At 68.6% G+C, this 18,435-nt stretch carries 18 protein-coding genes and 2 pseudogenes; 10 read left to right on the top strand and 10 right to left on the bottom strand.

What is annotated here, in order from left to right; all coding sequences use genetic code 11:
- Window position 1: 1 nt before the first annotated feature.
- From THITH_RS02805 to THITH_RS02785, 5 genes are all read right to left on the bottom strand, one after another.
- Window positions 2–742 carry a YebC/PmpR family DNA-binding transcriptional regulator gene (locus THITH_RS02805; RefSeq protein ID WP_006746020.1) on the bottom strand — a complete coding sequence of 247 codons (741 nt, stop codon included), beginning with the start codon at window positions 740–742 and terminating at the stop codon, window positions 2–4.
- A 94-nt stretch (window positions 743–836) separates the two neighbouring features.
- Window positions 837–1,454 (bottom strand): esterase/lipase family protein, encoded by a 618-nt coding sequence (locus tag THITH_RS02800; RefSeq protein ID WP_006746021.1) that lies wholly within the window; start codon window positions 1,452–1,454, stop codon window positions 837–839.
- A 12-nt stretch (window positions 1,455–1,466) separates the two neighbouring features.
- A complete protein-coding gene (aspS, locus tag THITH_RS02795; RefSeq protein WP_006746022.1) occupies window positions 1,467–3,245 on the bottom strand; it encodes an aspartate--tRNA ligase in 1,779 nt (592 codons plus the stop codon).
- 89 nt (window positions 3,246–3,334) lie between these two features.
- The gene (locus THITH_RS02790) at window positions 3,335–3,988 is read right to left on the bottom strand and encodes a DUF502 domain-containing protein (protein ID WP_006746023.1); all 654 of its coding nucleotides are present in this window, start codon (window positions 3,986–3,988) and stop codon (window positions 3,335–3,337) included.
- 11 nt (window positions 3,989–3,999) lie between these two features.
- A complete protein-coding gene (locus THITH_RS02785) occupies window positions 4,000–4,290 on the bottom strand; it encodes an FmdB family zinc ribbon protein (protein WP_006746024.1) in 291 nt (96 codons plus the stop codon).
- Between the two features lie 137 nt (window positions 4,291–4,427).
- Here THITH_RS02785 and THITH_RS02780 point away from each other — a divergent pair, with 137 nt between their 5' ends.
- The 5 genes and pseudogenes from THITH_RS02780 to THITH_RS02765 all read left to right on the top strand — a co-directional run bounded on the left by THITH_RS02780 (window position 4,428) and on the right by THITH_RS02765 (window position 8,334).
- Window positions 4,428–4,805, top strand: coding sequence for a DsrE family protein (locus THITH_RS02780; RefSeq protein WP_025367216.1), 378 nt, complete (start codon window positions 4,428–4,430; stop codon window positions 4,803–4,805).
- A gap of 1 nt (window position 4,806) precedes the next feature.
- Window positions 4,807–5,658: an SDR family NAD(P)-dependent oxidoreductase gene (locus THITH_RS02775; protein WP_006746026.1), complete on the top strand. Its 852-nt coding sequence runs from the start codon at window positions 4,807–4,809 to the stop codon at window positions 5,656–5,658.
- Between the two features lie 145 nt (window positions 5,659–5,803).
- Window positions 5,804–6,419: pseudogene (locus tag THITH_RS19655) on the top strand (nucleoside recognition domain-containing protein); the annotation flags it as partial.
- Window positions 6,420–6,481: 62 nt separating this feature from the next.
- A pseudogene (locus THITH_RS19650) lies at window positions 6,482–7,147 on the top strand (spore maturation protein); the annotation flags it as partial.
- Window positions 7,144–8,334: a phospholipase D-like domain-containing protein gene (locus THITH_RS02765; RefSeq protein ID WP_232222231.1), complete on the top strand. Its 1,191-nt coding sequence runs from the start codon at window positions 7,144–7,146 to the stop codon at window positions 8,332–8,334. The pseudogene THITH_RS19650 and the gene THITH_RS02765, both read left to right, overlap by 4 nt.
- A gap of 31 nt (window positions 8,335–8,365) precedes the next feature.
- Here THITH_RS02765 and THITH_RS02760 read toward each other — a convergent pair whose 3' ends face one another.
- The 3 genes from THITH_RS02760 to THITH_RS02750 all read right to left on the bottom strand — a co-directional run bounded on the left by THITH_RS02760 (window position 8,366) and on the right by THITH_RS02750 (window position 13,688).
- On the bottom strand, window positions 8,366–9,250 hold the full coding sequence (locus tag THITH_RS02760; protein ID WP_006746029.1) for an alpha/beta hydrolase: 885 nt from the start codon (window positions 9,248–9,250) through the stop codon (window positions 8,366–8,368).
- Window positions 9,251–9,348: 98 nt separating this feature from the next.
- Entirely contained in the window at window positions 9,349–12,636 is a 3,288-nt protein-coding gene (locus THITH_RS02755) for an efflux RND transporter permease subunit (RefSeq protein ID WP_006746030.1), read from the bottom strand.
- Window positions 12,633–13,688 carry an efflux RND transporter periplasmic adaptor subunit gene (locus THITH_RS02750; RefSeq protein ID WP_006746031.1) on the bottom strand — a complete coding sequence of 352 codons (1,056 nt, stop codon included), beginning with the start codon at window positions 13,686–13,688 and terminating at the stop codon, window positions 12,633–12,635. The genes THITH_RS02755 and THITH_RS02750 overlap by 4 nt, the downstream gene beginning before the upstream one ends.
- Window positions 13,689–13,891: 203 nt before the next feature.
- On the opposite strand from THITH_RS02750, the gene THITH_RS02745 reads away from it, so the two are divergent.
- The gene (locus THITH_RS02745; RefSeq protein WP_006746032.1) at window positions 13,892–14,233 is read left to right on the top strand and encodes a phenylpyruvate tautomerase MIF-related protein; all 342 of its coding nucleotides are present in this window, start codon (window positions 13,892–13,894) and stop codon (window positions 14,231–14,233) included.
- 43 nt (window positions 14,234–14,276) lie between these two features.
- The gene (locus tag THITH_RS02740) at window positions 14,277–15,995 is read left to right on the top strand and encodes a proline--tRNA ligase (protein WP_006746033.1); all 1,719 of its coding nucleotides are present in this window, start codon (window positions 14,277–14,279) and stop codon (window positions 15,993–15,995) included.
- A 37-nt stretch (window positions 15,996–16,032) separates the two neighbouring features.
- Here THITH_RS02740 and THITH_RS02735 read toward each other — a convergent pair whose 3' ends face one another.
- The gene (locus THITH_RS02735; RefSeq protein ID WP_006746034.1) at window positions 16,033–16,326 is read right to left on the bottom strand and encodes an acylphosphatase; all 294 of its coding nucleotides are present in this window, start codon (window positions 16,324–16,326) and stop codon (window positions 16,033–16,035) included.
- A 21-nt stretch (window positions 16,327–16,347) separates the two neighbouring features.
- Between THITH_RS02735 and arsC the strand changes: the two genes are divergently transcribed.
- Genes arsC through THITH_RS02720 form a run of 3 tightly spaced genes read left to right on the top strand, consistent with a single transcriptional unit; the run spans window position 16,348 to window position 17,677 of the window.
- Window positions 16,348–16,701, top strand: coding sequence for an arsenate reductase (glutaredoxin) (gene arsC, locus THITH_RS02730; protein WP_006746035.1), 354 nt, complete (start codon window positions 16,348–16,350; stop codon window positions 16,699–16,701).
- Entirely contained in the window at window positions 16,701–17,303 is a 603-nt protein-coding gene (wrbA, locus tag THITH_RS02725) for an NAD(P)H:quinone oxidoreductase (RefSeq protein WP_006746036.1), read from the top strand. Before arsC ends, wrbA begins: the two co-directional genes overlap by 1 nt.
- Window positions 17,300–17,677 (top strand): DUF2069 domain-containing protein, encoded by a 378-nt coding sequence (locus tag THITH_RS02720; RefSeq protein WP_006746037.1) that lies wholly within the window; start codon window positions 17,300–17,302, stop codon window positions 17,675–17,677. The genes wrbA and THITH_RS02720 overlap by 4 nt, the downstream gene beginning before the upstream one ends.
- 8 nt (window positions 17,678–17,685) lie before the next feature.
- On the opposite strand, the gene hda is transcribed toward THITH_RS02720, so the two are convergent.
- The gene (hda, locus tag THITH_RS02715) at window positions 17,686–18,420 is read right to left on the bottom strand and encodes a DnaA regulatory inactivator Hda (protein ID WP_041483385.1); all 735 of its coding nucleotides are present in this window, start codon (window positions 18,418–18,420) and stop codon (window positions 17,686–17,688) included.
- Window positions 18,421–18,435: the final 15 nt, after the last annotated feature.

The following is an 18,435-nucleotide window of genomic DNA, read 5'->3' as shown; positions in this document are numbered from 1 at the left end:
GTCAGGCGCCGGTCACGGACTCGGGGAAATCGGCATTGGTGTAGACATTCTGGACATCGTCGAGATCGTCGAGCATGTTCAGCAGCTTCAGCACCGACTGCGCGGTGTCCTCGTCGAGCGGGGCCAGGGTTCCCGCGCGCATCGTGACCTCGGCGTTCTCGGGTTCCAGCCCGTGCTCGCGCAGCGCCGCGAGCACCGGCTCGAAGTCCTCGGGGCCGGTCAGCACCTCGATCGCGCCGTCTTCGTCCACCTGCACGTCCTCGGCACCGCCTTCGAGCGCGGCTTCCATCACCTTCTCGTCGTCGGTGCCCGCCGGATACTCGATCACGCCCCTCTTCTCGAACAGGTAGGCGACCGAGCCGTCGGTGCCCAGGTTACCGCCGGTCTTGGTGAACGCGTGCCGCACATCGGCCACGGTCCGGTTGCGGTTGTCGGTCATGCAGTCGACCAGGATCGCGGCGCCGCCCGGGCCGTAGCCCTCGTAGCGCACCTCCTCGTAGGCGTCGCCCTCCATCGCGCCAGCGCCGCGCTTGGCTGCGCGATCGATGGTGTCGCGGGTCATGTTCGCGGCCAGCGCCTTGTCGGTCGCCAGGCGCAGGCGCGGGTTGGACGCGGGGTCCGCACCCCCGGCCCGTGCCGCGACGGTGATCTCGCGGATCAGTTTGGTGAAGAGCTTGCCCCGCTTGGCATCCTGGGCGTTCTTGCGGTGCTGGATGTTCGCCCATTTGCTGTGACCGGCCATCGTGTGTCCCGTGTCGTTGAATGAAAAACCTGAAGAATGTTCCGCGCCAGTGTACCCGCTGTCGCCGGCCCTGGCCGCCCGCCGCCCCCGCGGCTCAGAATTCGCCCTGCTCCAGGAATCGGACCACCGCATCCGCGACCGGGCCCGCCAGCAGCAGGCGGAAATGCCCGTAGGGCACTTCGAGATGGCGGACCACCTCCGGCCCGTAGGTCTCGTCGACCGCGACCGTGCCATCGTTGGGCCGGGGCAGCGTCCCGGGCAGCAGGCTGCCGACGCCGAGCCCGCGGTTGCCCGCGATCATGCCGATCCTGCGGCCCTGCAGCGCCGGGCTGCCGCCCACCAGGCCGCGGTCCAGCGCCGCCCCGAGCCACCAGCGCCCGGCCCGCGTGCCGGCCATGCGCGCCGCGCTACGGCTGCCCGCCAGCGGCGCCCCGAGCATCACGATGCGCCCGGGGCGCTGGACCGGCGCCAACGCGAACAAGTGGCGCACGACCATGCCGCCCAGGCTGTGCGCGACCAGATGGATCACCTCGCCCGGAACCCGTTCCAGGAATACCGCCAGGCGACGCGCGGCCTGCTCGGGGGTTTCGCGGCGCGAACGATAGCGGAATGCGTGGACTTCGTAACCGTGCCGCTGCAATCGCCGCCGCAACGGCCACATCTCGGCACCGGTCATGTGCCAGCCGTGGATGGTGACGACGCTGGCCCGCATCGGGAGCCGGAATCAGGAAGCGGGCGGCTGGGCGCGCAGGCGGATCCCGAGTTCACGCAGCTGCGGGTCGCCGACCGGGGCCGGCGCGTCGGTCAGCGGACAGGCAGCGCTCTGGGTCTTCGGGAACGCCATGACGTCACGGATGCTGCCGGCTCCCGCCATCAGCATCACCAACCGGTCCAGTCCGAACGCGATGCCGCCGTGCGGGGGGGCGCCCTGGTTCAGCGCGTCGAGCAGGAAGCCGAACTTCTCCGCCGCCTCGGCCTCGCCGATTCCGAGCAGATCGAACGCGGCGCGCTGCATCTCCGGCCGGTGGATACGGATCGAACCGCCACCGACCTCGGTGCCGTTCAAGACCATGTCGTAGGCCCGCGACAGCGCCGCCCGCGGATCCGCGCGCAGCACTTCGGCGTCGGCTACCGCGGGCGCGGTGAACGGGTGGTGCAGCGCGTAGAAGCGCCCCTCCTTTGCGTCCCACTCGAACATCGGGAAATCGATCACCCACAGCGGGGCCCAGCCTTCCGCGACCAGCCCGCGATCATGCCCGAGCTGTACCCGCAGCGCGCCCAGGCTCTCGTTGACCACGTTCGCCTTGTCGGCACCGAAGAAGATCAGGTCGCCGTCCTCGGCCCCGGTGCGCTCGAGGATCTCCAGGGCCACCTCGTCCGGGAGGAACTTCAGGATCGGCGACTGCAGCCCGGCGACGCCGTCCGCGACCCGGTTGACCTTGATATACGCAAGCCCGCGGGCACCGAAGCGCCCCACGAACCGGGTGTAGTCGTCGATCTCCTTGCGCGACAGCGTACCGCCGCCGGGCAGGCGCAGCGCCGCGACGCGGCCTTCCGGATCGTTCGCCGGGGCGTTGAAGACCTTGAACTCGACGTCGCGCATGCGCTCGGTCAGATCGGTGAATTCCAGCGGAATGCGCAGATCGGGCCGGTCGGAGCCGAACCGGGCGATCGCCTCGGCATGGGTCATGCGCGGGAACGGGTCGGGCAGTTCCACGCCGAGCACGTCGCGGAACATCGTGCGGATCAGACGCTCGTTCAGCGCCATCACGTCGGCTTCGTCGACGAAGGCCATCTCGATGTCGAGCTGGGTGAATTCCGGCTGACGGTCGGCGCGCAGATCCTCGTCGCGGAAGCAGCGGGTAATCTGGTAGTAACGGTCCATGCCCCCGATCATCAGCAGCTGCTTGAACAACTGCGGCGACTGCGGCAGCGCAAAGAAGTGACCGGGATGGGTACGGCTGGGCACCAGGTAGTCGCGGGCCCCTTCGGGAGTCGCCTTGGTCAGCATCGGGGTCTCGATGTCGACGAAGCCGGCATCGTCGAGGAAGCGGCGCAGGCTGCGCGTGACCTGCGCGCGCAGGCGCAGGCGTTCCTGCATCACCGGCCGGCGCAGGTCGATGTACCGGTAACGCAGCCGGGTCTCCTCGCCGACGTCCTCGTCGTCGAGCGGGAACGGCGGGGTGCGGGCGGCATTCAGCACTTCCAGGTCGAGGCCCAGGACTTCCACCGCGCCGGTGTTCAGCTCGGGGTTGGTCGTGCCTTCCGGACGCCGGCGCACGCGGCCGGTCACGCGCAGCACGTATTCGCTGCGTACCTGCTCGGCACGCGCGAACATCTCGGCCCGGTCCGGATCGAACACGACCTGGACCACCCCCTCGTGATCGCGCAGGTCGATGAAAATCACCCCGCCATGATCGCGCCGGCGGTTGACCCACCCGCAAAGGGTGACTTCCGAGTCCAGTTGCGCCTCGGTCACGAGTCCACAGAAATGAGTCCGCATTGCGCCAGTTCCAAGCCAGAAAGGCGGGTTCCGCCCGGTTGATGGGTCGGCGGGCGGCACTGCCGCCCGCCAAAAAAGGGGCTGGGATGTTACGGTTTGGTCATCCCCGGCGCAAGCTTCCCGCCGCCCTTCGCCAGCGGCGGCCACTCCGGCACCACGACCCCCAGCGACATCACGAATTTCAGACCGTCCTCGACCGACATGTCGAGTTCGACCGCATCCTCGCGCGGGACCATGATCACGAACCCGGAGGTCGGGTTCGGCGTGGTCGGGACGAACACGGTCAGCACATCGCGCTCGGTCCGCGCCTGCACCTCGCCGACGCCGACGCCGGTCTGGAATCCGAGCGTCCACAGCCCCTTGCGCGGATACTCGACCAGCAACACGCGCCGGAACGACTGGCCGCCGTCGTCGAACACGGTGCGCATCACCTGTTTCACCGCACTGTAGATCGACCGCACCAGCGGGATCCGGTCGACGATCGCCTCGCCCAGCTCGACCAGCTTGCGCCCGACGATGTTCGCCGCCACCACGCCGGTCACGAACACGATCACGATCGCGACCACCACCCCGGTCCCCGGCACGCTGAAGCCAAGGATCGCCTCCGGCCGCCAGCTCGCCGGCAGCAGCAGGATGGTGAAGTCGAGTGCGTCGACCAGGAACTTGATGATCAGTCCGGTCACGATCAGCGGGACCCAGACCAGCAGTCCCGCGATCAGGTAGCGACGCAGGTGACTCAGCACCGGTCAGGCACTCACGCCGCCGGGGCTGCGCAGGATCCCGAGCCGCAGGCCGGAGAACCGCTACCGCCGGCGGGGCCGGAGTCGGTCCTGCCCGCATCCTCCTTCAGGTTGCGGCGCCTGTCCTTCTTGAAGTCGGTCTCGTACCAGCCGCCGCCGGACAGGCGAAACCCGGCTGCCGACACCAGCTTGTTCAGGGCACCCGCCCCGCAGGCAGGGCAGTCGGTGAGCGCGGGGTCGCTGACCTTCTGGATGACCTCGGTACGGTCGCCGCAGGCACTGCACTCGTATTCGTAAATCGGCATGTTTGGAACTCCGGATGTTGAACAGGGGATGCGCGTATTATGCGACCGAATCCTGTGAATTAAAGTACCCCCCCTGCGACAATCGGTGCGGGACACGCCAGGCCGGCGCAACGGCGGAGAGCAAGCGGAACGAATCGATGACGGAAAAGATCGTGATCATGCTGCTGAACCTGGATCTGGAACGCCCGTCCACCCTCGGGGCGCCGTTTTTCCAGGCCACCGTCGCCGCGGTGATGGATCTTCAGGTGGAGATGTACTTCGCCGGCGACAGCACGAGACTGCTGATCCGGGGCGTTGCCGAGGCCATCCATCCGGGCACGGCGCACGCCAAGTCGGTATACGGCTTCATGCAGGATGCACACGACGCGGGTTGCCGGTTCTTTGCCTGCGCCGGAGCCATGGAAGAACACGGCCTGACCCGGGACAATGCGATCCCGCAACTCGACGGCGTCCGCGGTGGCGGCGCGTTCATCGGCGAGGTGATCGAGGACCACGTGGTGACCCTGACCTACTGACATGACCAACCCTTCCCGCACGATACTTGTGACCGGCTGCTCCTCCGGAATCGGCGAACACGTGGCGCTGGCGCTGCACGAACGCGGCTATCGGGTATTTGCGACCGCCCGCAGCAGCGAGGCGGTCGCACGTCTGAAAGGTCAGGGGCTGGAAGCCCTGCGGCTGGACCTGGACGACTCGGCGAGCATCCGCAGCGCGGTGCATGAGGTGCTCGCGCGCACCGGCGGCGAACTCTACGCGCTGTTCAACAACGCCGGTTACGGGCAGCCGGGCGCGGTCGAGGATCTGTCCCGCCCCGCGTTGCGGGCCCAGCTCGAGACCAACGTGCTCGGCTGGCTGGAGCTGACCAACGCGGTGATCCCGGCGATGCGCAGACAGGGCAGCGGCCGCATCATTCAGAACAGCTCGGTGCTGGGGCTGGTCGGGCTGCGCATGCGCGGGGCCTATGTGTGCTCCAAGTTCGCGCTCGAGGGGCTCAGCGACGTGCTGCGCCAGGAACTGCACGGCAGCGGCATCCACGTGGCGCTGGTCGAGCCGGGCCCGATCCGCAGCCGCTTCCGCGCCAACGCGTTCCTCGCCTACCGGCGCTTCATCCGCCCGCGCGAGAGCTACTGGCGGGAGACCTACGAACGCATGGAACGCCGTCTGGCTCACGCGGAGCGGGAAGCGCCGTTCACGCTGGGGCCGGAGGCCGTGCTGAAGGCGGTCGTGCACGCGCTCGAGGCGCGTCGGCCGAAGACCCGCTACCGGGTGACCGTGCCGACCCACTTGTTCGCGACTCTGAAATGGCTGCTGCCGACGCGGGCCATGGACACCGTGATGCGCATCGTGTCCCGGGGGGAAAACCGCTGACGGCCATGCCCCCGCTCTTGCGAGTGGGAGATGGGGCACGCTCCCGAAACAGATAGAGAGAACAAGGCCCGACACGCGGCGGGGGAACCGGAACCCGCGTTCGGACAACCGCTGAGAACCCCACCGCACGGAGTCGCCCGCGTCGATGAACCTCATCTTCCTGGTCCTGATCCTCGCCGCCTTCCTGGCCGCAGCCTGGCGCGAACTCACCGAGCTCGACGCTGACAGTCAGCCGATGCAGGAGCTGTCGCAGGCCGCGATCAGTTCGGCGGGCAGTGCGGTGGAACTCGCGATCGGCCTGGTCGGCGTGATGGCCCTGTTCCTGGGACTGATGAAGATCGCCGAGGCCGGCGGGCTGCTGACGGTACTGGCGCGACTGCTGCGCCCGTTGATGACCCGCCTGTTCCCCAGCGTGCCCCCGGAGCACCCGGCGATGGGTGCGATGATCCTGAATTTTTCGGCCAACATTCTCGGACTCGGCAACGCGGCGACGCCGTTCGGCATCCGCGCGATGCAGGAACTGAACAAGCTGAACCCGCACCCCGGCACCGCGACCAACGCGATGGCGCTGTTCCTCGCGATCAACACCTCCAGCATCACGCTGCTGCCAACGGGCGTGATCGCGCTGCGCGCCAGCCTGGGCTCGGCCGAACCGGCGGCGATTCTGCCGACCACGCTGTTCGCCACCCTGTTCGCGACCACCGCCGGAATCACCAGCGCGCTGGTGCTGCAACGATTCTTCCTGCCCCCGGCCCCCACGGCCGATGCCGGCCCGGACGCGCAGACCCGCTCGCCGGAGTCCCGGGAGCACCAGGCGGCCGAAACCCGCGACACCGGCGAGCCGGCGCAGCAGGAAGCGCAACCGCTGGGAATCGACGTCCCGACGCAGGGCTATCCGGGCTGGGTCAGCGCACTGGTGCTGCTCGGGGTACTCGGCATCATTCCGCTGACGATCCTGTACGGGCAGACGATCGCCCCCTGGATCATCCCGGGACTGATCGTCGGCTTCCTGCTGTTCGGTGTCGCGCGGGGGGTGCGCATCTACGAGGTATTCGTGGAGGGCGCGAAGGAAGGCTTCCAGGTCGCGCTGCGCATCATCCCGTACCTGGTCGCGATCCTGGTCGCGGTGGGCATGCTGCGCGCGAGCGGCGCGCTCGGGGTATTCGTCGGGCTGCTCGCGCCCTGGACCACGCCGCTGGGCCTGCCCCCCGAGGCGCTGCCGATGGCGCTGCTGCGCCCGCTGTCCGGCTCCGGCGCCTACGGGATCATGGCGGGCATCATGCAGGATCCGGCCACCGGCCCGGACACCCATGTGGGTCTGCTGGTCTCGACGCTGCAGGGCTCGACCGAAACCACGTTCTACGTGCTCGCGGTGTACTTCGGGGCCATCCAGGTGCGCCGAATCCGGCACACGCTGGCCGCGGCACTGACCGCCGACGTGGTCGGCGTGATGGCGGCGGTGTTCATCGTCGGCTGGCTGTTCCTGTGACCCGACCGCGGATGCGGCCATGGCAGCGCAGCGGATTCCCGCCCCGCGGACCGCACCGCTACCAGCTGCTGGTCGATGGCGGCACCTTCATCCCGGCGATGCTGGAGGCGATCGAGACCGCGCGCGAGCAGGTGCTGCTCGAGATGTATCTGGTCGACTCCGGGACCACCGCCGAGCATTTCATCGGCGCGCTGGCGGCTGCGGCCCGGCGCGGGGTGGACGTGCACCTGCTGCTCGACGGCTTTGGCGCCCAGGGTCTGGGATCGGCCGAGCGCAGTCGCCTCACCGCAGCGGGAGTCCGGCTGGCGTTCCACAACCCGCTGGGCTGGGTCCGCTGGCGTGTCGCTCTGTTCCGGGACCACCGCAAGCTGCTGCTGGTCGACGGGCGGGTCGCCTTCGTCGGCGGCATGGGCATCACCGACGCCTTCGACCCGGTGGCCCGGGGCGCAGGGGCGCATTGGCACGAAGTGATGCTGGCGCTGGAGGGGCCCTGCGTTGCCGACTGGCAGCGCCTGTTCGCCGACGGCTGGCGACAGTGGGGCCGGGATGCCATCGCATTCCCCGGCCCGGCCACCCCGCCGGCGCCCACGACGCCGGACGGGCGGGTGCTGGGCCACGTCGGCGCGGGGGGACAGGCGGTGCTGAGGGCGGTGCTGGCGCAGATCGGCAAGGCCCGCAGCCGCGTCTGGATCGCAACCGCCTATTTCGCCCCCACCCGGCGCCTGCGCAGGGCGCTGAAACGCGCGGTCCGCCGCGGGGTCGACGTGCGCCTGCTGCTCGCCGGTCCATGCAACGACCATCCGGCGGTCTGGCATGCGGGGCGCCGTTTCTACGGGCGGCTGCTTCAGGCGGGCGTGCGCATTTTCGAGTACCAGCCCCGGTTCCTGCACGCGAAAATGGTGCTCTGCGACGACTGGGCCAGCATCGGCTCCAGCAACCTCGACCACTGGACGCTGCGCTGGAATCTGGAAGCGAATCAGGCGCTCACCGACCCGATGACGGTGGAGGACCTGGCTGCGGTGTTCCGGCACGACTTCACGCTCAGCGAGGAATGGACCTTTGCCGCGTGGCAGGAGCGCGGCCTTCGCCAGCGCCTGCTGGAGCGGCTGCTAGGCAGCCTGGACGACCTGCTGGTCCAGTGGAGCTACCGGCGCGCGCTGCGCCATCCGCCGTCCGCGCAGCGCTGACGAACGCAGGCCCCAAGCCCTGCCGCTGCCTCTATTGCAGCCGGCGCAGCTCGAGCCGAACCAGGCGGTGCTCGGCCGCGGGTGCGCGCAGCCCCTGCGCTCGTGGCGCAAACGCGGTGTCGAGGAAGGCCCGCAGCCCCTCGACATACCGCGTGCGGCTGCGCAGGAACGCGTCGTTGTGCCCGCCGCGCAATTCCAGCAGGTCGGCCCCGGTGACGTCCGAGATCGCGCGGCCGTGTGCGAACGGCACGATCTCGTCGTCGCGGCTGTGCACCACCAGCAGCGGCGAGCGGATGGCCTGCGCCGGGCCGAGCACATCGTATTCGTGGCGGAGCAGCAGGCGCACCGGCAGCCAGGGATAGACCTCGGCGCCGAGGTCGGCCGCGCTGGTGAACGGCGATTCGAGAATCACCGCACCGGGCGTTTCCCGGGAGGCGAGTTCGGCGCCCACCGCCGCGCCCAGCGAGCGCCCGAACACGACGATCTCCGACGCGGAGACACCGCGTTCCTCGCGCAGATGCCGCCAGGCGGCATTCGCGTCGAGACGGGTGCCGGTCTCGCTCGGTCGCCCCTCGCTACGCCCGTAGCCGCGGTAGCTGAGGATGAACGCCGACAGCCCCAGATCATGGAAGATCTGCAGCGAATCGATGCGGTGGGACAGGTTGCCGCCATTGCCGTGAAAGAACAGCAGGGTGGCGCGAGCCTCCGGTGCCGGCACGAACCAGCCGTGCAGCCGCACGCCATCCTCCGCGGCCAGTTCCACGTCCTCGTACGCCAGACCGTGGCGCTCGGGCGTGGTCGCGAGCGTGGCGACCGGGAAATAGATCAGGCGCTCCTGTGTCAGGTACAGGAACGCGACGAACACCCCGTAGGCCACCGCAACGATCAGCGCCAGGCTCAGCAGGGATCGGTCCATGGCTCACCTCCGCGGGTTTCCGGCGACTGCTGGCGGCCGCGCCTCCCTTCCCGGGCATCGCGGCCGCCGCCCCGGTGCAGACGCACCGGGGCATGGCGTCAGGCCTCCTGCGCCTTGATCAGATCGACCCGCGAGCGCACGTACAGGTAGTACAGCACCGGGATGATCACCAACGTCAGCAGCGTGGAGACCAGGATGCCGAAGATCAGCGAAATCGCCAGCCCGCTGAAGATCGGGTCGTCGATGATGAAGCCCGCACCGACCATTGCCGCGAGGCCGGTCAGCACGATCGGCTTGGCCCGAACCGCTCCGGCATTCACCACCGCGTCGATCACCGCGACACCGCGGCGGATCTCGTCGTTGATGAAATCGACCAGCAGGATCGAGTTGCGGACGATGATTCCCGCCAGCGCGATCATTCCGATCATCGACGTTGCGGTGAACTTCGCGTCCATGAAGAAGGCGTCCATGAGCGCATGCCCCGGCATCACCCCGATCACGGTCAGCGGGATCGGCGCCATGATGATCAGCGGCACCATGTACGACCGGAACTGGGCCACCACCAACAGGTAGATCAGCAGCAGACCCACCGAGTAGGCGATGCCCATGTCGCGGAAGGTCTCGTAGGTCACCTGCCATTCGCCGTCCCACTTCAGACTGAAGCCGTAGGGGTTGTCCGGCTGGTCGATGAACAGCTGGGTCAAGGGCTCGCCGAAGGCCATCGGCATCTCGCGCAGCTGGAAGAACAGGTCGAACATCCCGTACAGCGGGCTGTCCACGCCCCCGGCCTGGTCGCCGACCACGTAGACGACCGGCAACAGGTTCTTGTGGTGGATCGAATGCTCGCGTGTGGTATCGACGACTTCGACCACCTCGGAGATCGGCACCAGCGCGCCGTTCTGCGCGCGCACATGCAGGCCGAGCACCGCCTCGAGATCGGCCATGTCGGCCTCCTCGAACTGCAGGCGCACCGGCACCGCGTACTTCACATTGGTCCCGTAGAGGAAGGTCACGTCCTCGCCGGCCAGCGCGGTCTGCACCGCGGACACCACCGTCTTCTGCGAAACCCCCAGATGCGCGGCGCGTTCGCGGTCGACCCTCAGGATCCGTTTGGGACCGGGATACTCGACCGAGTCGTCGATGTCGGTGATGTTCTGGGTGTTCTTGAACAGCTCGCGGACCTTGTGCGCAATCGCGATCTGGCCGTCGTAATCGGGGCCGTAGATCTCGGCAACGATCGGCGACATCACCGGCGGCCCCGGCGGCACTTCGACCACTTTCACGCGTCCGCCGTGGCGATCCACGATCGCGTTGATCTCCGGACGCACCGACAGCGCGATGTCGTGGCTCTTGCGGGCGCGCTCCTTGGCGTCGGTCAGGTTGACCTGGATGTCGCCGACGTGGGCGCCCTCACGCAGGTAGTACTGCCGCACCAGACCGTTGAAGTTGATCGGCGCGGCGGTGCCGGCATAGACCTGCACGTCGCGAACCTCCGGCACCGCACGCAGGTAGTCCCCCATCTCGCTCAGCACCTGCTTGGTGTGCTCGAGGCTGGTTCCTTCCGGCATGTCGAGCACGACCTGGAACTCGGACTTGTCGTCGAACGGCAGCATCTTCAGCACCACCACCTGGAAGTACACCAGCGACACCGAACCCAGGATCAGCACCACGGTGCCGCCCAGCATCACCATCCGCGACAGCACCGCCTTGCGGGATTCACCAAGGAACGGGCGCAGGATCAGGTCGAACAGCCTCGCCAGCTTCTTCGACGCCTGCTCGTCGCTGTGCTCGTCATGGCCGGCTTCGATCGCGCGTTCGTGCAGTTCGGCCTGGCGCCGCAGCACCTTGTAGGTAAGCCAGGGCGTGACCACGTACGCCACCGCCAGCGAGATGATCATCCCGAGGCTGGCGTTGATCGGGATCGGGCTCATGTAGGGCCCCATCAGCCCGGTGACGAAGGCCATCGGCAACAGTGCCGCGATCACGGTAAAGGTCGCGAGGATGGTCGGCCCGCCGACCTCGTCGACCGCGGCCGGGATCGCCTCCAGGAACTTCTTCTTGCCCATGCTCATGTGCCGGTGGATGTTCTCCACCACCACGATCGCGTCGTCGACCAGGATCCCGATCGAGAAGATCAGCGCGAACAGCGACACCCGGTTCAGCGTGAAGCCCCAGGCCCAGGAGGCGAACAGCGTAATGGCCAGCGTGATCACCACCGCGGTGCCGACGATGAAGGCCTCGCGCCAGCCGAGCGCGATCCAGACCAGCACCACCACCGAAGCCGTCGCGAAGATCAGCTTCTGGATCAGCGTCTTCGCTTTCTGATCCGCGGTCGCGCCGTAGTTGCGCGTGATCGTCGTCTCGATTCCGTCCGGGATGTAGGTGCCGCGCAATTGCTCGAGGCGATCGACCAGCGCGTTCGCGATGTCGACCGCGTTGGTACCCGGCTGCTTCGCGATCGCGACCGTGACTGCCGGGTGCATGTGGCCGAGATGGGCCTCCCGGTCGGCCGCGGCGCCAACTGCGTAGCTCACGTGCTGCGTCGCGTAGCCCGGACCCTGGACGACCTCGGCGACGTCGTCCAGGTAGACCGGCCGGCCGTTGTGCATTCCCACCACCAGGCTGCCGAAGTCCTCGGCCCGCGTGATGAAGTCGCCGGCCTGGACCAGGATTTCCTGGTTATCCTGGAACAGTGCGCCGGCGTCGCGGCTGAAGTTGCTCGCCTGCAGCGCATTGCGCAGTTCGTCGACCGACAGGCTGTAACCGGCGAGCGCCTCCGGACGGAAACGCACGTGGACGACGTGATCCGGCCCGCCCACGGTATAGATGTCGCGGGTTCCCGGAACCCGCTTCAATTCCGACTCGATCGCATGCGCGACCGCGGCGAGATCGTGCCCGCCGCGGGTTTCGTCCTCGGTCCACAGCGTCACGGTGACGATCGGCACGTCGTCGATGCCCATCGGCTTGATCAGCGGCTCGCCGACGCCCAGATTCTGCGGCAGCCAGTCCTGGTTCGAGAACACCTGCGTGTACAGCCGTACCAGCGCGTCGGTCCGGTCCTCGCCCACCTTGAACTGCACCGTGATCTTGGCCATGTTCGGCTGCGAGGTCGAGAAGATGTCGTCGATCCCCTCGATCTCGGACAGCACCTGTTCGGCCGGGGTCGCGACCAACTGCGCGACCTCGTCCGCGGTCGCGCCGGGGAACGGGATGAACACGTCGGCGATGGTGACGTTGATCTGAGGCTCTTCCTCGCGGGGGGTGATCATCACCGCGAACAGCCCCAGCATCAGGCCCACCAATGCCAGCAGCGGCGTGATCTGCGTCGTCAGGAACTTCTGGGCGATGCGCCCGGAGATCCCCATCGGCTTGTCCTCCGCACTCATCGGGACACCTGCTGCGTTTCCTTCAGGTAGATCCCGGCGTGCACCGGATCGAGCGCGATTTGCTCACCCTCGCGCAGCCCCGCGAGTACTTCGAAACCCTCCGGAAGTTCGCGCCCGACGCGGATCTGCCGGAAACCGACGCGCCCTTCCTGGTCGACCGTATAAACGGCGACGACCTCGCTGCGGAACACCACGGCCTCGGACGGCACGACCAGTCGCCGGTCCTCGCCCAGCTTGACCGCGGCTTTCACGAGCATGCCGGGGAACAACCCCAGATCCCGCTCGGTCTCCGGCAGGTTCAGCCGCACGCGGAAGGTGTTGGCCGCCGGATCCGCGTACGGGAAGATCGTCAGGCTTTCGACCTCGATGCGTTCCCCGGTATCCAGCACCACATGCGCCTCGCGGTAGCGGCGCAGATGGTGGATCAACCGCTGCGGCACGTTGATCTCGACGCGCAGCTGATCGAGGCTGGTTCCGGTGATCAGCGGTGTTCCCGGGCTCACGGACTCGCCGACCTCGACGTGGCGCTCGGTCAGGATGCCGGCGAACGGCGCGACGACCTCTGTGTACCCCAACTGTTCGCGCGCCTCGGCCAGCGACGCCTCGGCGGACTCCACGCGCGCGCGCGCCGAATCCCTGGCCGCCCGTGCCCGATCGAACTCGGTCTGTGACACCAGCCCGTCCGCGAAGATGGTTTCGATGCGGTCGAACTCGGAACGCGCCTCCTGGAACCGCGTGCGGGCCTCGCTGAGGCTGCCCTCCGCGGCGCGCACCCGCGCCCGCTGCTCGCTGTCGCTCAGGCCCAGCACCAGCGCGCCCTGCTCGACGAAGTCGTCGACGTCGTAGTTGATCTCGAGCACCCGGCCCGAGGTCTGGGCGGAGATGGTCGAACGTCGCACCGCCTCGACCCGGCCATCGACCATCCGCTCCTGCATCAGCGTCTGCCTTTCCACCGTTGCGGTCAGGAACGGCAGGTCGGTCGCCCCCGCCAGCGCGGGCATCACCAGCAGCGCGATCCCCGCCACGCCCCGTTTCATCGATTCAAGCGTCATGGCATTCCCCAGTTGGTTCAATGCGGACCCGGGCCCGGATCCCTAGATATTAGCGTTTTCTAATATAATGCCCACTGGCCCGAACAGCAGCCTCAACCCCAGCGCCAGTAGTGTAGTGCAGATCCAGCAGCCGCGTGGCTCCCCGAGGCGCCGGGCAAGCTGCTACCATTGCGCGGCGAACCCCCAGGCGCCCGGACACCCTCATGCCCCTGCTCAGCGTAGAAACCAACGTTCCGCTGCCGGCCGACCCCTCACCGCTGACCGAAGAATTCTCGGCTGCGGTGGCCCGGTGGCTCGGAAAGCCCGAAGGCTACGTGATGGTGCGCCTGGTCCACAATGCGGCGATGCGCTTCGCCGGCAGCACCGAGCCGCTCGCGTACTGCGAATTGAAGAGCATCGGACTGCCCGAGGCGCGTACCCGGGAACTGTCCGAGGCCCTGTGCACCGGGTTGCAGGAACGGCTCGGCGTGGCTCCGAACCGGGTCTACATCGAATTCAGCGATGCCCGCCGCCAGCTCTGGGGCTGGAACGGCTCCACCTTCTGAGTCCGCTTCTGCCCTGCCACCACGATCCCGACGGAATCCCCCCATGCGCGTCTCGCAGTTCCCCCTGAACACCTTGAAGGAGACCCCGGCCGAGGCCGAGGTCGTCAGCCACCAGCTGCTGCTTCGGGCGGGCTATATCCGCCGCCTCGCCTCCGGCCTGTATACCTGGCTGCCGCTGGGCCTGCGCGTGTTGCGGCGGGTCGAGCAGATCGTGCGTGAGGAAATGAACCGGGCCGGCGCGCTGGAACTGCTGATGCCGGCGGTGCAGCCGGCCGAGCTGTGGCAGGAGTCGGGACGCTGGGAGCAGTATGGGTCAGAGCTGTTGCGGCTGCAGGACCGGCACCAGCGCGACTTCTGTTTCGGCCCGACGCACGAGGAGGTGATCACCGACCTGGTACGGCGCGAGATTCGCAGCTACAAGCAGCTGCCGGTGAATTACTACCAGATCCAGACCAAGTTCCGCGACGAGCGGCGGCCGCGTTTCGGCATCATGCGTGCGCGCGAGTTCCTGATGAAGGATGCCTATTCGTTCCACGTCGATGCCGGGAGCCTGCAGGCCACCTACGACGCGATGCATGCCGCCTACAGCCGCATCTTCAGCCGCTGCGGACTCGAGTTCCGGGCCGTCGAGGCCGACACCGGGTCGATCGGCGGCAGCGCGTCGCACGAGTTCCACGTGCTCGCCGACTCCGGCGAGGACAGCATCGCCTTCTCCGAAGGCGGCTATGCGGCCAATGTCGAACTCGCCCCGACCGCGGCGCCGCCGCCGGCACCGGCGCCCAGCCGGGCACTGGAGAAGGTGGCGACCCCCGGCGTGCACAGCATCGAGGATTTGGTCGCGTTCCTAGGCATCCCGGTCACGCAGACGGTCAAGACGCTGGTGCTGGAGGCCAGCGCGGAGGCCGATGCGCCGCTGGTCGCCGTGCTGCTGCGCGGCGATCACGAACTGAATGCGGTCAAGGCCGAAAAGCATCCCTGGATCGCGACGCCCCTGCGCATGGCCGGCGATGCCGAAATCCGCGCGGCGATCGGCGCCGGCACCGGGTCGCTGGGGCCGGTCGGGCTGCCGCTTCCGGTGCTTGCCGACCACGGGGTCGCCGGGCTCGCCGACTTCGTGACCGGCGCCAACGCCGACGGCTTCCACCTGACCGGCGTCAACTGGGAGCGCGACCTGCCGCTGCCGGCCACCGCCGACCTGCGCAACATCACCGCTGGCGAAGCGGCTCCGGACGGTTCCGGGCCGATGGGGATCCGCCGGGGGATCGAGGTCGGGCATATCTTCCAGTTGGGCGACAAGTACAGCCGCGCGCTGAACGCAAACGTGCTCGACGAGTCCGGCCGCGAGCGGGTCGTGACGATGGGCTGCTACGGGATCGGCGTCTCGCGGGTGGTCGCGGCTGCGATCGAGCAGAACCACGACGACCGCGGAATCTGCTGGCCGGCAGCGCTCGCACCCTTCGACATCGCGCTGTGCCCGATCGGGGCGAAGAAGTCGCAGCGGGTGCGCGAAGCGGCGGCCGCGCTGCACGACGAACTCGAAGCCGCCGGTTTCTCGGTACTGCTGGACGACCGCGACATCCGCCCCGGCGTGATGTTCGCGGACATGGAACTGATCGGCCTGCCCCACCGGCTGGTGATCGGCGAGCGCGCGCTGGACGAAGGCGTGATCGAGTACCAGGGGCGACGGGATCCAGAAGCCTCCAAGATCCAACGCTCGCAGCTCGTCGGCTTCCTGCGGGAGCGGCACGTAGCGTCCGACTGACCCTCAGGCCTGCCGCGCACCGCGGGCGGCACGCCCGTCAGCGCACCCCGAAATCGCGCGGTGGCGGTTCGGGCACCGGGACGGGCTCGCAATCGACGGCGCTGACCCGCGCCGCCGGGGGTCCCTCGGCCAGCCAGGTGCGCAGTTGGGCCACCGCCGCGGGCGCACCGACCGCCAGCACCTCGACGCTCCCGTCGGAGCGATTGCGCGCGTACCCGACCAGCCCCAGTTCGACCGCGCGGCGCTGGGTCGAGGCACGGAAAAACACGCCCTGCACCCGGCCGGTTACCCGGCAACGCAGGGCCTCGGTACCATGGGCATCCGCATTCATGATTCGCCTCCGGAGACTGTAATGACCGATTCCCCCCGTATGTACCACAACCCGCGCTGCAGCAAGTCGCGCGCCGCGCTCAGTCTGCTGCGCGAGCAGGGAATCGAGCCCGAAATCGTCGAATACCTGAAGACGCCCCCGGACCGCGCGACCCTCGCCGATCTGATCAACCGGCTCGGCATCCGGCCGCGGGACCTGCTGCGCACCGGCGAGGCAGAGTACCGCGAACTCGGCCTCAAGGATCCGGCGCTATCCGATGAACAGCTGATTCAGGCGATGGTCGAGCACCCGAAGCTGATCGAGCGGCCGATCGTGGTCCACGGCGGGCAGGCCCGGATCGGGCGTCCTCCCGAGCGGGTGCTGGAGATTCTCTGATGGCCGAAATCCTGGTGCTGTATTACAGCCGGCACGGCGCCACCGCCAGGCTGGCGCGTGCGGTCGCCACCGGCGTGGAAAAATCGGGCGCCACCGCACGGGTTCGGACCGTGCCTCCGGTGACCACGAACGCCGGCGAAACGCTGCCCGCGGTGCCGACACAGGGGCCGCCCTACGCGTCGCCACGGGATCTCGAGGAAACCGACGGTCTGGTACTCGGCTCCCCGACCCGCTTCGGCAACATGGCCGCTGCACTGAAACACTTCCTGGACGGCACCAGCGGGCTCTGGACGAGCGGCGCACTGGTCGACCGTCCGTTCGGGCTGTTCACCAGCACCTCGACGATGCACGGCGGACAGGAGACCACACTGCTGACGATGGCGCTGCCGCTGATCCACCAGGGAATGGTCTGGGTGGGCGTGCCGTACACCGTACCCGAACTCGGCACCACGACCGGAGGCGGTGGCCCGTACGGCGCGTCGCATGTCTCCGGCACCGACGGCGGGCGCGGGATCACGCGCGACGAGCGGCGAATCGCCGAGGCCCTGGGCGAGCGCGTCGCGCGCCTGGCCTCGCGCCTCGCCGCCGACAGGCCACAGTGAAAACGGCCGGCCGCTGGCTCACCCTGGCCGGATTCTTCGGCCTGTTCTTCCTGATCCTGCTGTGGACGACGCTGATCGCGCCGCCGGAACACCTGCCGCGAGCGCTGGTGCTGGCGCTCCTGCTGCTGCCGCTGCTGGCCCCGCTTCGCGGGCTGCTGCACGGCCGGCCGTACACCCACGCCTGGACCACGCTGCTGTCGCTGTTCTACGTAGCGCTGGGCATCACGCTGGCCGCAACGCCGGACGGGCGGGTCTACGGCCTGTCGATGCTGGCGTTCGCGCTGATGCTGTTCGCCGGCTGCCTGCTGGTTGTGCGCGGGCAACGCCCGCTTGCGCGTGCGAACCGCCAGGGAACCGGACCCGGCACCGGGTAACCGGTCAGTCAGTCGCCGTCGGCGATCGATAGCCGTCGCAGCTGGGCGCGCACGAACGGGACCGTCAGCCGCCGTTGCTCGGCCAGCGCGGCCAGGTCCAGCCGGTCCAGCAGCCGGAGCAGCCGGTCCAGATCGCGAGACTCGTGGCGCAGCAGGTAGTCCGCCACCGCGGTACCCAGCGTGAGCCCCCGCTGCGCAGCCCGCTGTTGCAGGATGGTCCGGATCCCGGCCTCGTCGGGCTGTTCCAACCGGAACACCGGCCCCCAGGCAAGACGTGACACCAGATCCGGAAGCCGGCAGCCGATCCCGTCCGGCCCGGCCCGTGCCGCCAGCACGAGACGGCCGGCACGATCCCGGACCCGGTTGATCAGTCCGAACAGCGCCCGCTCCCATCCCGGGTGCCCGGCCACCGCCTGCAGATCGTCGAGCACCAGCAGGTCCAGCTGATCCAGCGCCTCGAGTACGGCCGCCGGGTCCCGGGCCTCGAATTCCGCAAGCGGCAGGTACCCGCAGCGCTGGCCACGGGAAAAGGCCTCGTGACAGGCCGCCTGAAGCAGGTGCGTCTTGCCGGACCCGGCACCTCCGTGAAGGTAGACCTGGCGCTCCGCGCGACCGGCCTCCGCGAGGGGCCGCGCGACGGCCTGCACCGCGGCGACGGCAAGACCGTTGCTTCCGGCATGAAACGTTTCGAACCGCGAGCTGTCTCGCAGCCTCAGATCCAGCGGCAACTGCTGATGCGTCATCACACCCCCGATTCC

It is taken from the genome of Thioalkalivibrio paradoxus ARh 1, from assembly GCF_000227685.2.
Classification (GTDB): Bacteria; Pseudomonadota; Gammaproteobacteria; order Ectothiorhodospirales; family Ectothiorhodospiraceae; genus Thioalkalivibrio; species Thioalkalivibrio paradoxus.
The sequence above is the reverse complement of the archived record's forward strand: the minus strand, read 5'-3'. Positions and strand labels throughout refer to the sequence as shown.

Excerpts from the sequence above, each read along its gene's own strand:
- THITH_RS02805 (WP_006746020.1), bottom strand. The coding sequence starts at position 742 with ATGGCCGGTCACAGCAAATGGGCGAACATCCAGCACCGCAAGAACGCC.
- THITH_RS02800 (WP_006746021.1), bottom strand. The coding sequence starts at position 1,454 with ATGCGGGCCAGCGTCGTCACCATCCACGGCTGGCACATGACCGGTGCC.
- aspS (WP_006746022.1), bottom strand. The coding sequence starts at position 3,245 with ATGCGGACTCATTTCTGTGGACTCGTGACCGAGGCGCAACTGGACTCG.
- THITH_RS02785 (WP_006746024.1), bottom strand. The coding sequence starts at position 4,290 with ATGCCGATTTACGAATACGAGTGCAGTGCCTGCGGCGACCGTACCGAG.
- THITH_RS02780 (WP_025367216.1), top strand. The coding sequence starts at position 4,428 with ATGACGGAAAAGATCGTGATCATGCTGCTGAACCTGGATCTGGAACGC.
- THITH_RS02775 (WP_006746026.1), top strand. The coding sequence starts at position 4,807 with ATGACCAACCCTTCCCGCACGATACTTGTGACCGGCTGCTCCTCCGGA.
- THITH_RS02760 (WP_006746029.1), bottom strand. The coding sequence starts at position 9,250 with ATGGACCGATCCCTGCTGAGCCTGGCGCTGATCGTTGCGGTGGCCTAC.
- THITH_RS02755 (WP_006746030.1), bottom strand. The coding sequence starts at position 12,636 with ATGAGTGCGGAGGACAAGCCGATGGGGATCTCCGGGCGCATCGCCCAG.
- THITH_RS02750 (WP_006746031.1), bottom strand. The coding sequence starts at position 13,688 with ATGACGCTTGAATCGATGAAACGGGGCGTGGCGGGGATCGCGCTGCTG.
- THITH_RS02745 (WP_006746032.1), top strand. The coding sequence starts at position 13,892 with ATGCCCCTGCTCAGCGTAGAAACCAACGTTCCGCTGCCGGCCGACCCC.
- THITH_RS02740 (WP_006746033.1), top strand. The coding sequence starts at position 14,277 with ATGCGCGTCTCGCAGTTCCCCCTGAACACCTTGAAGGAGACCCCGGCC.
- THITH_RS02735 (WP_006746034.1), bottom strand. The coding sequence starts at position 16,326 with ATGAATGCGGATGCCCATGGTACCGAGGCCCTGCGTTGCCGGGTAACC.
- arsC (WP_006746035.1), top strand. The coding sequence starts at position 16,348 with ATGACCGATTCCCCCCGTATGTACCACAACCCGCGCTGCAGCAAGTCG.
- wrbA (WP_006746036.1), top strand. The coding sequence starts at position 16,701 with ATGGCCGAAATCCTGGTGCTGTATTACAGCCGGCACGGCGCCACCGCC.
- hda (WP_041483385.1), bottom strand. The coding sequence starts at position 18,420 with ATGACGCATCAGCAGTTGCCGCTGGATCTGAGGCTGCGAGACAGCTCG.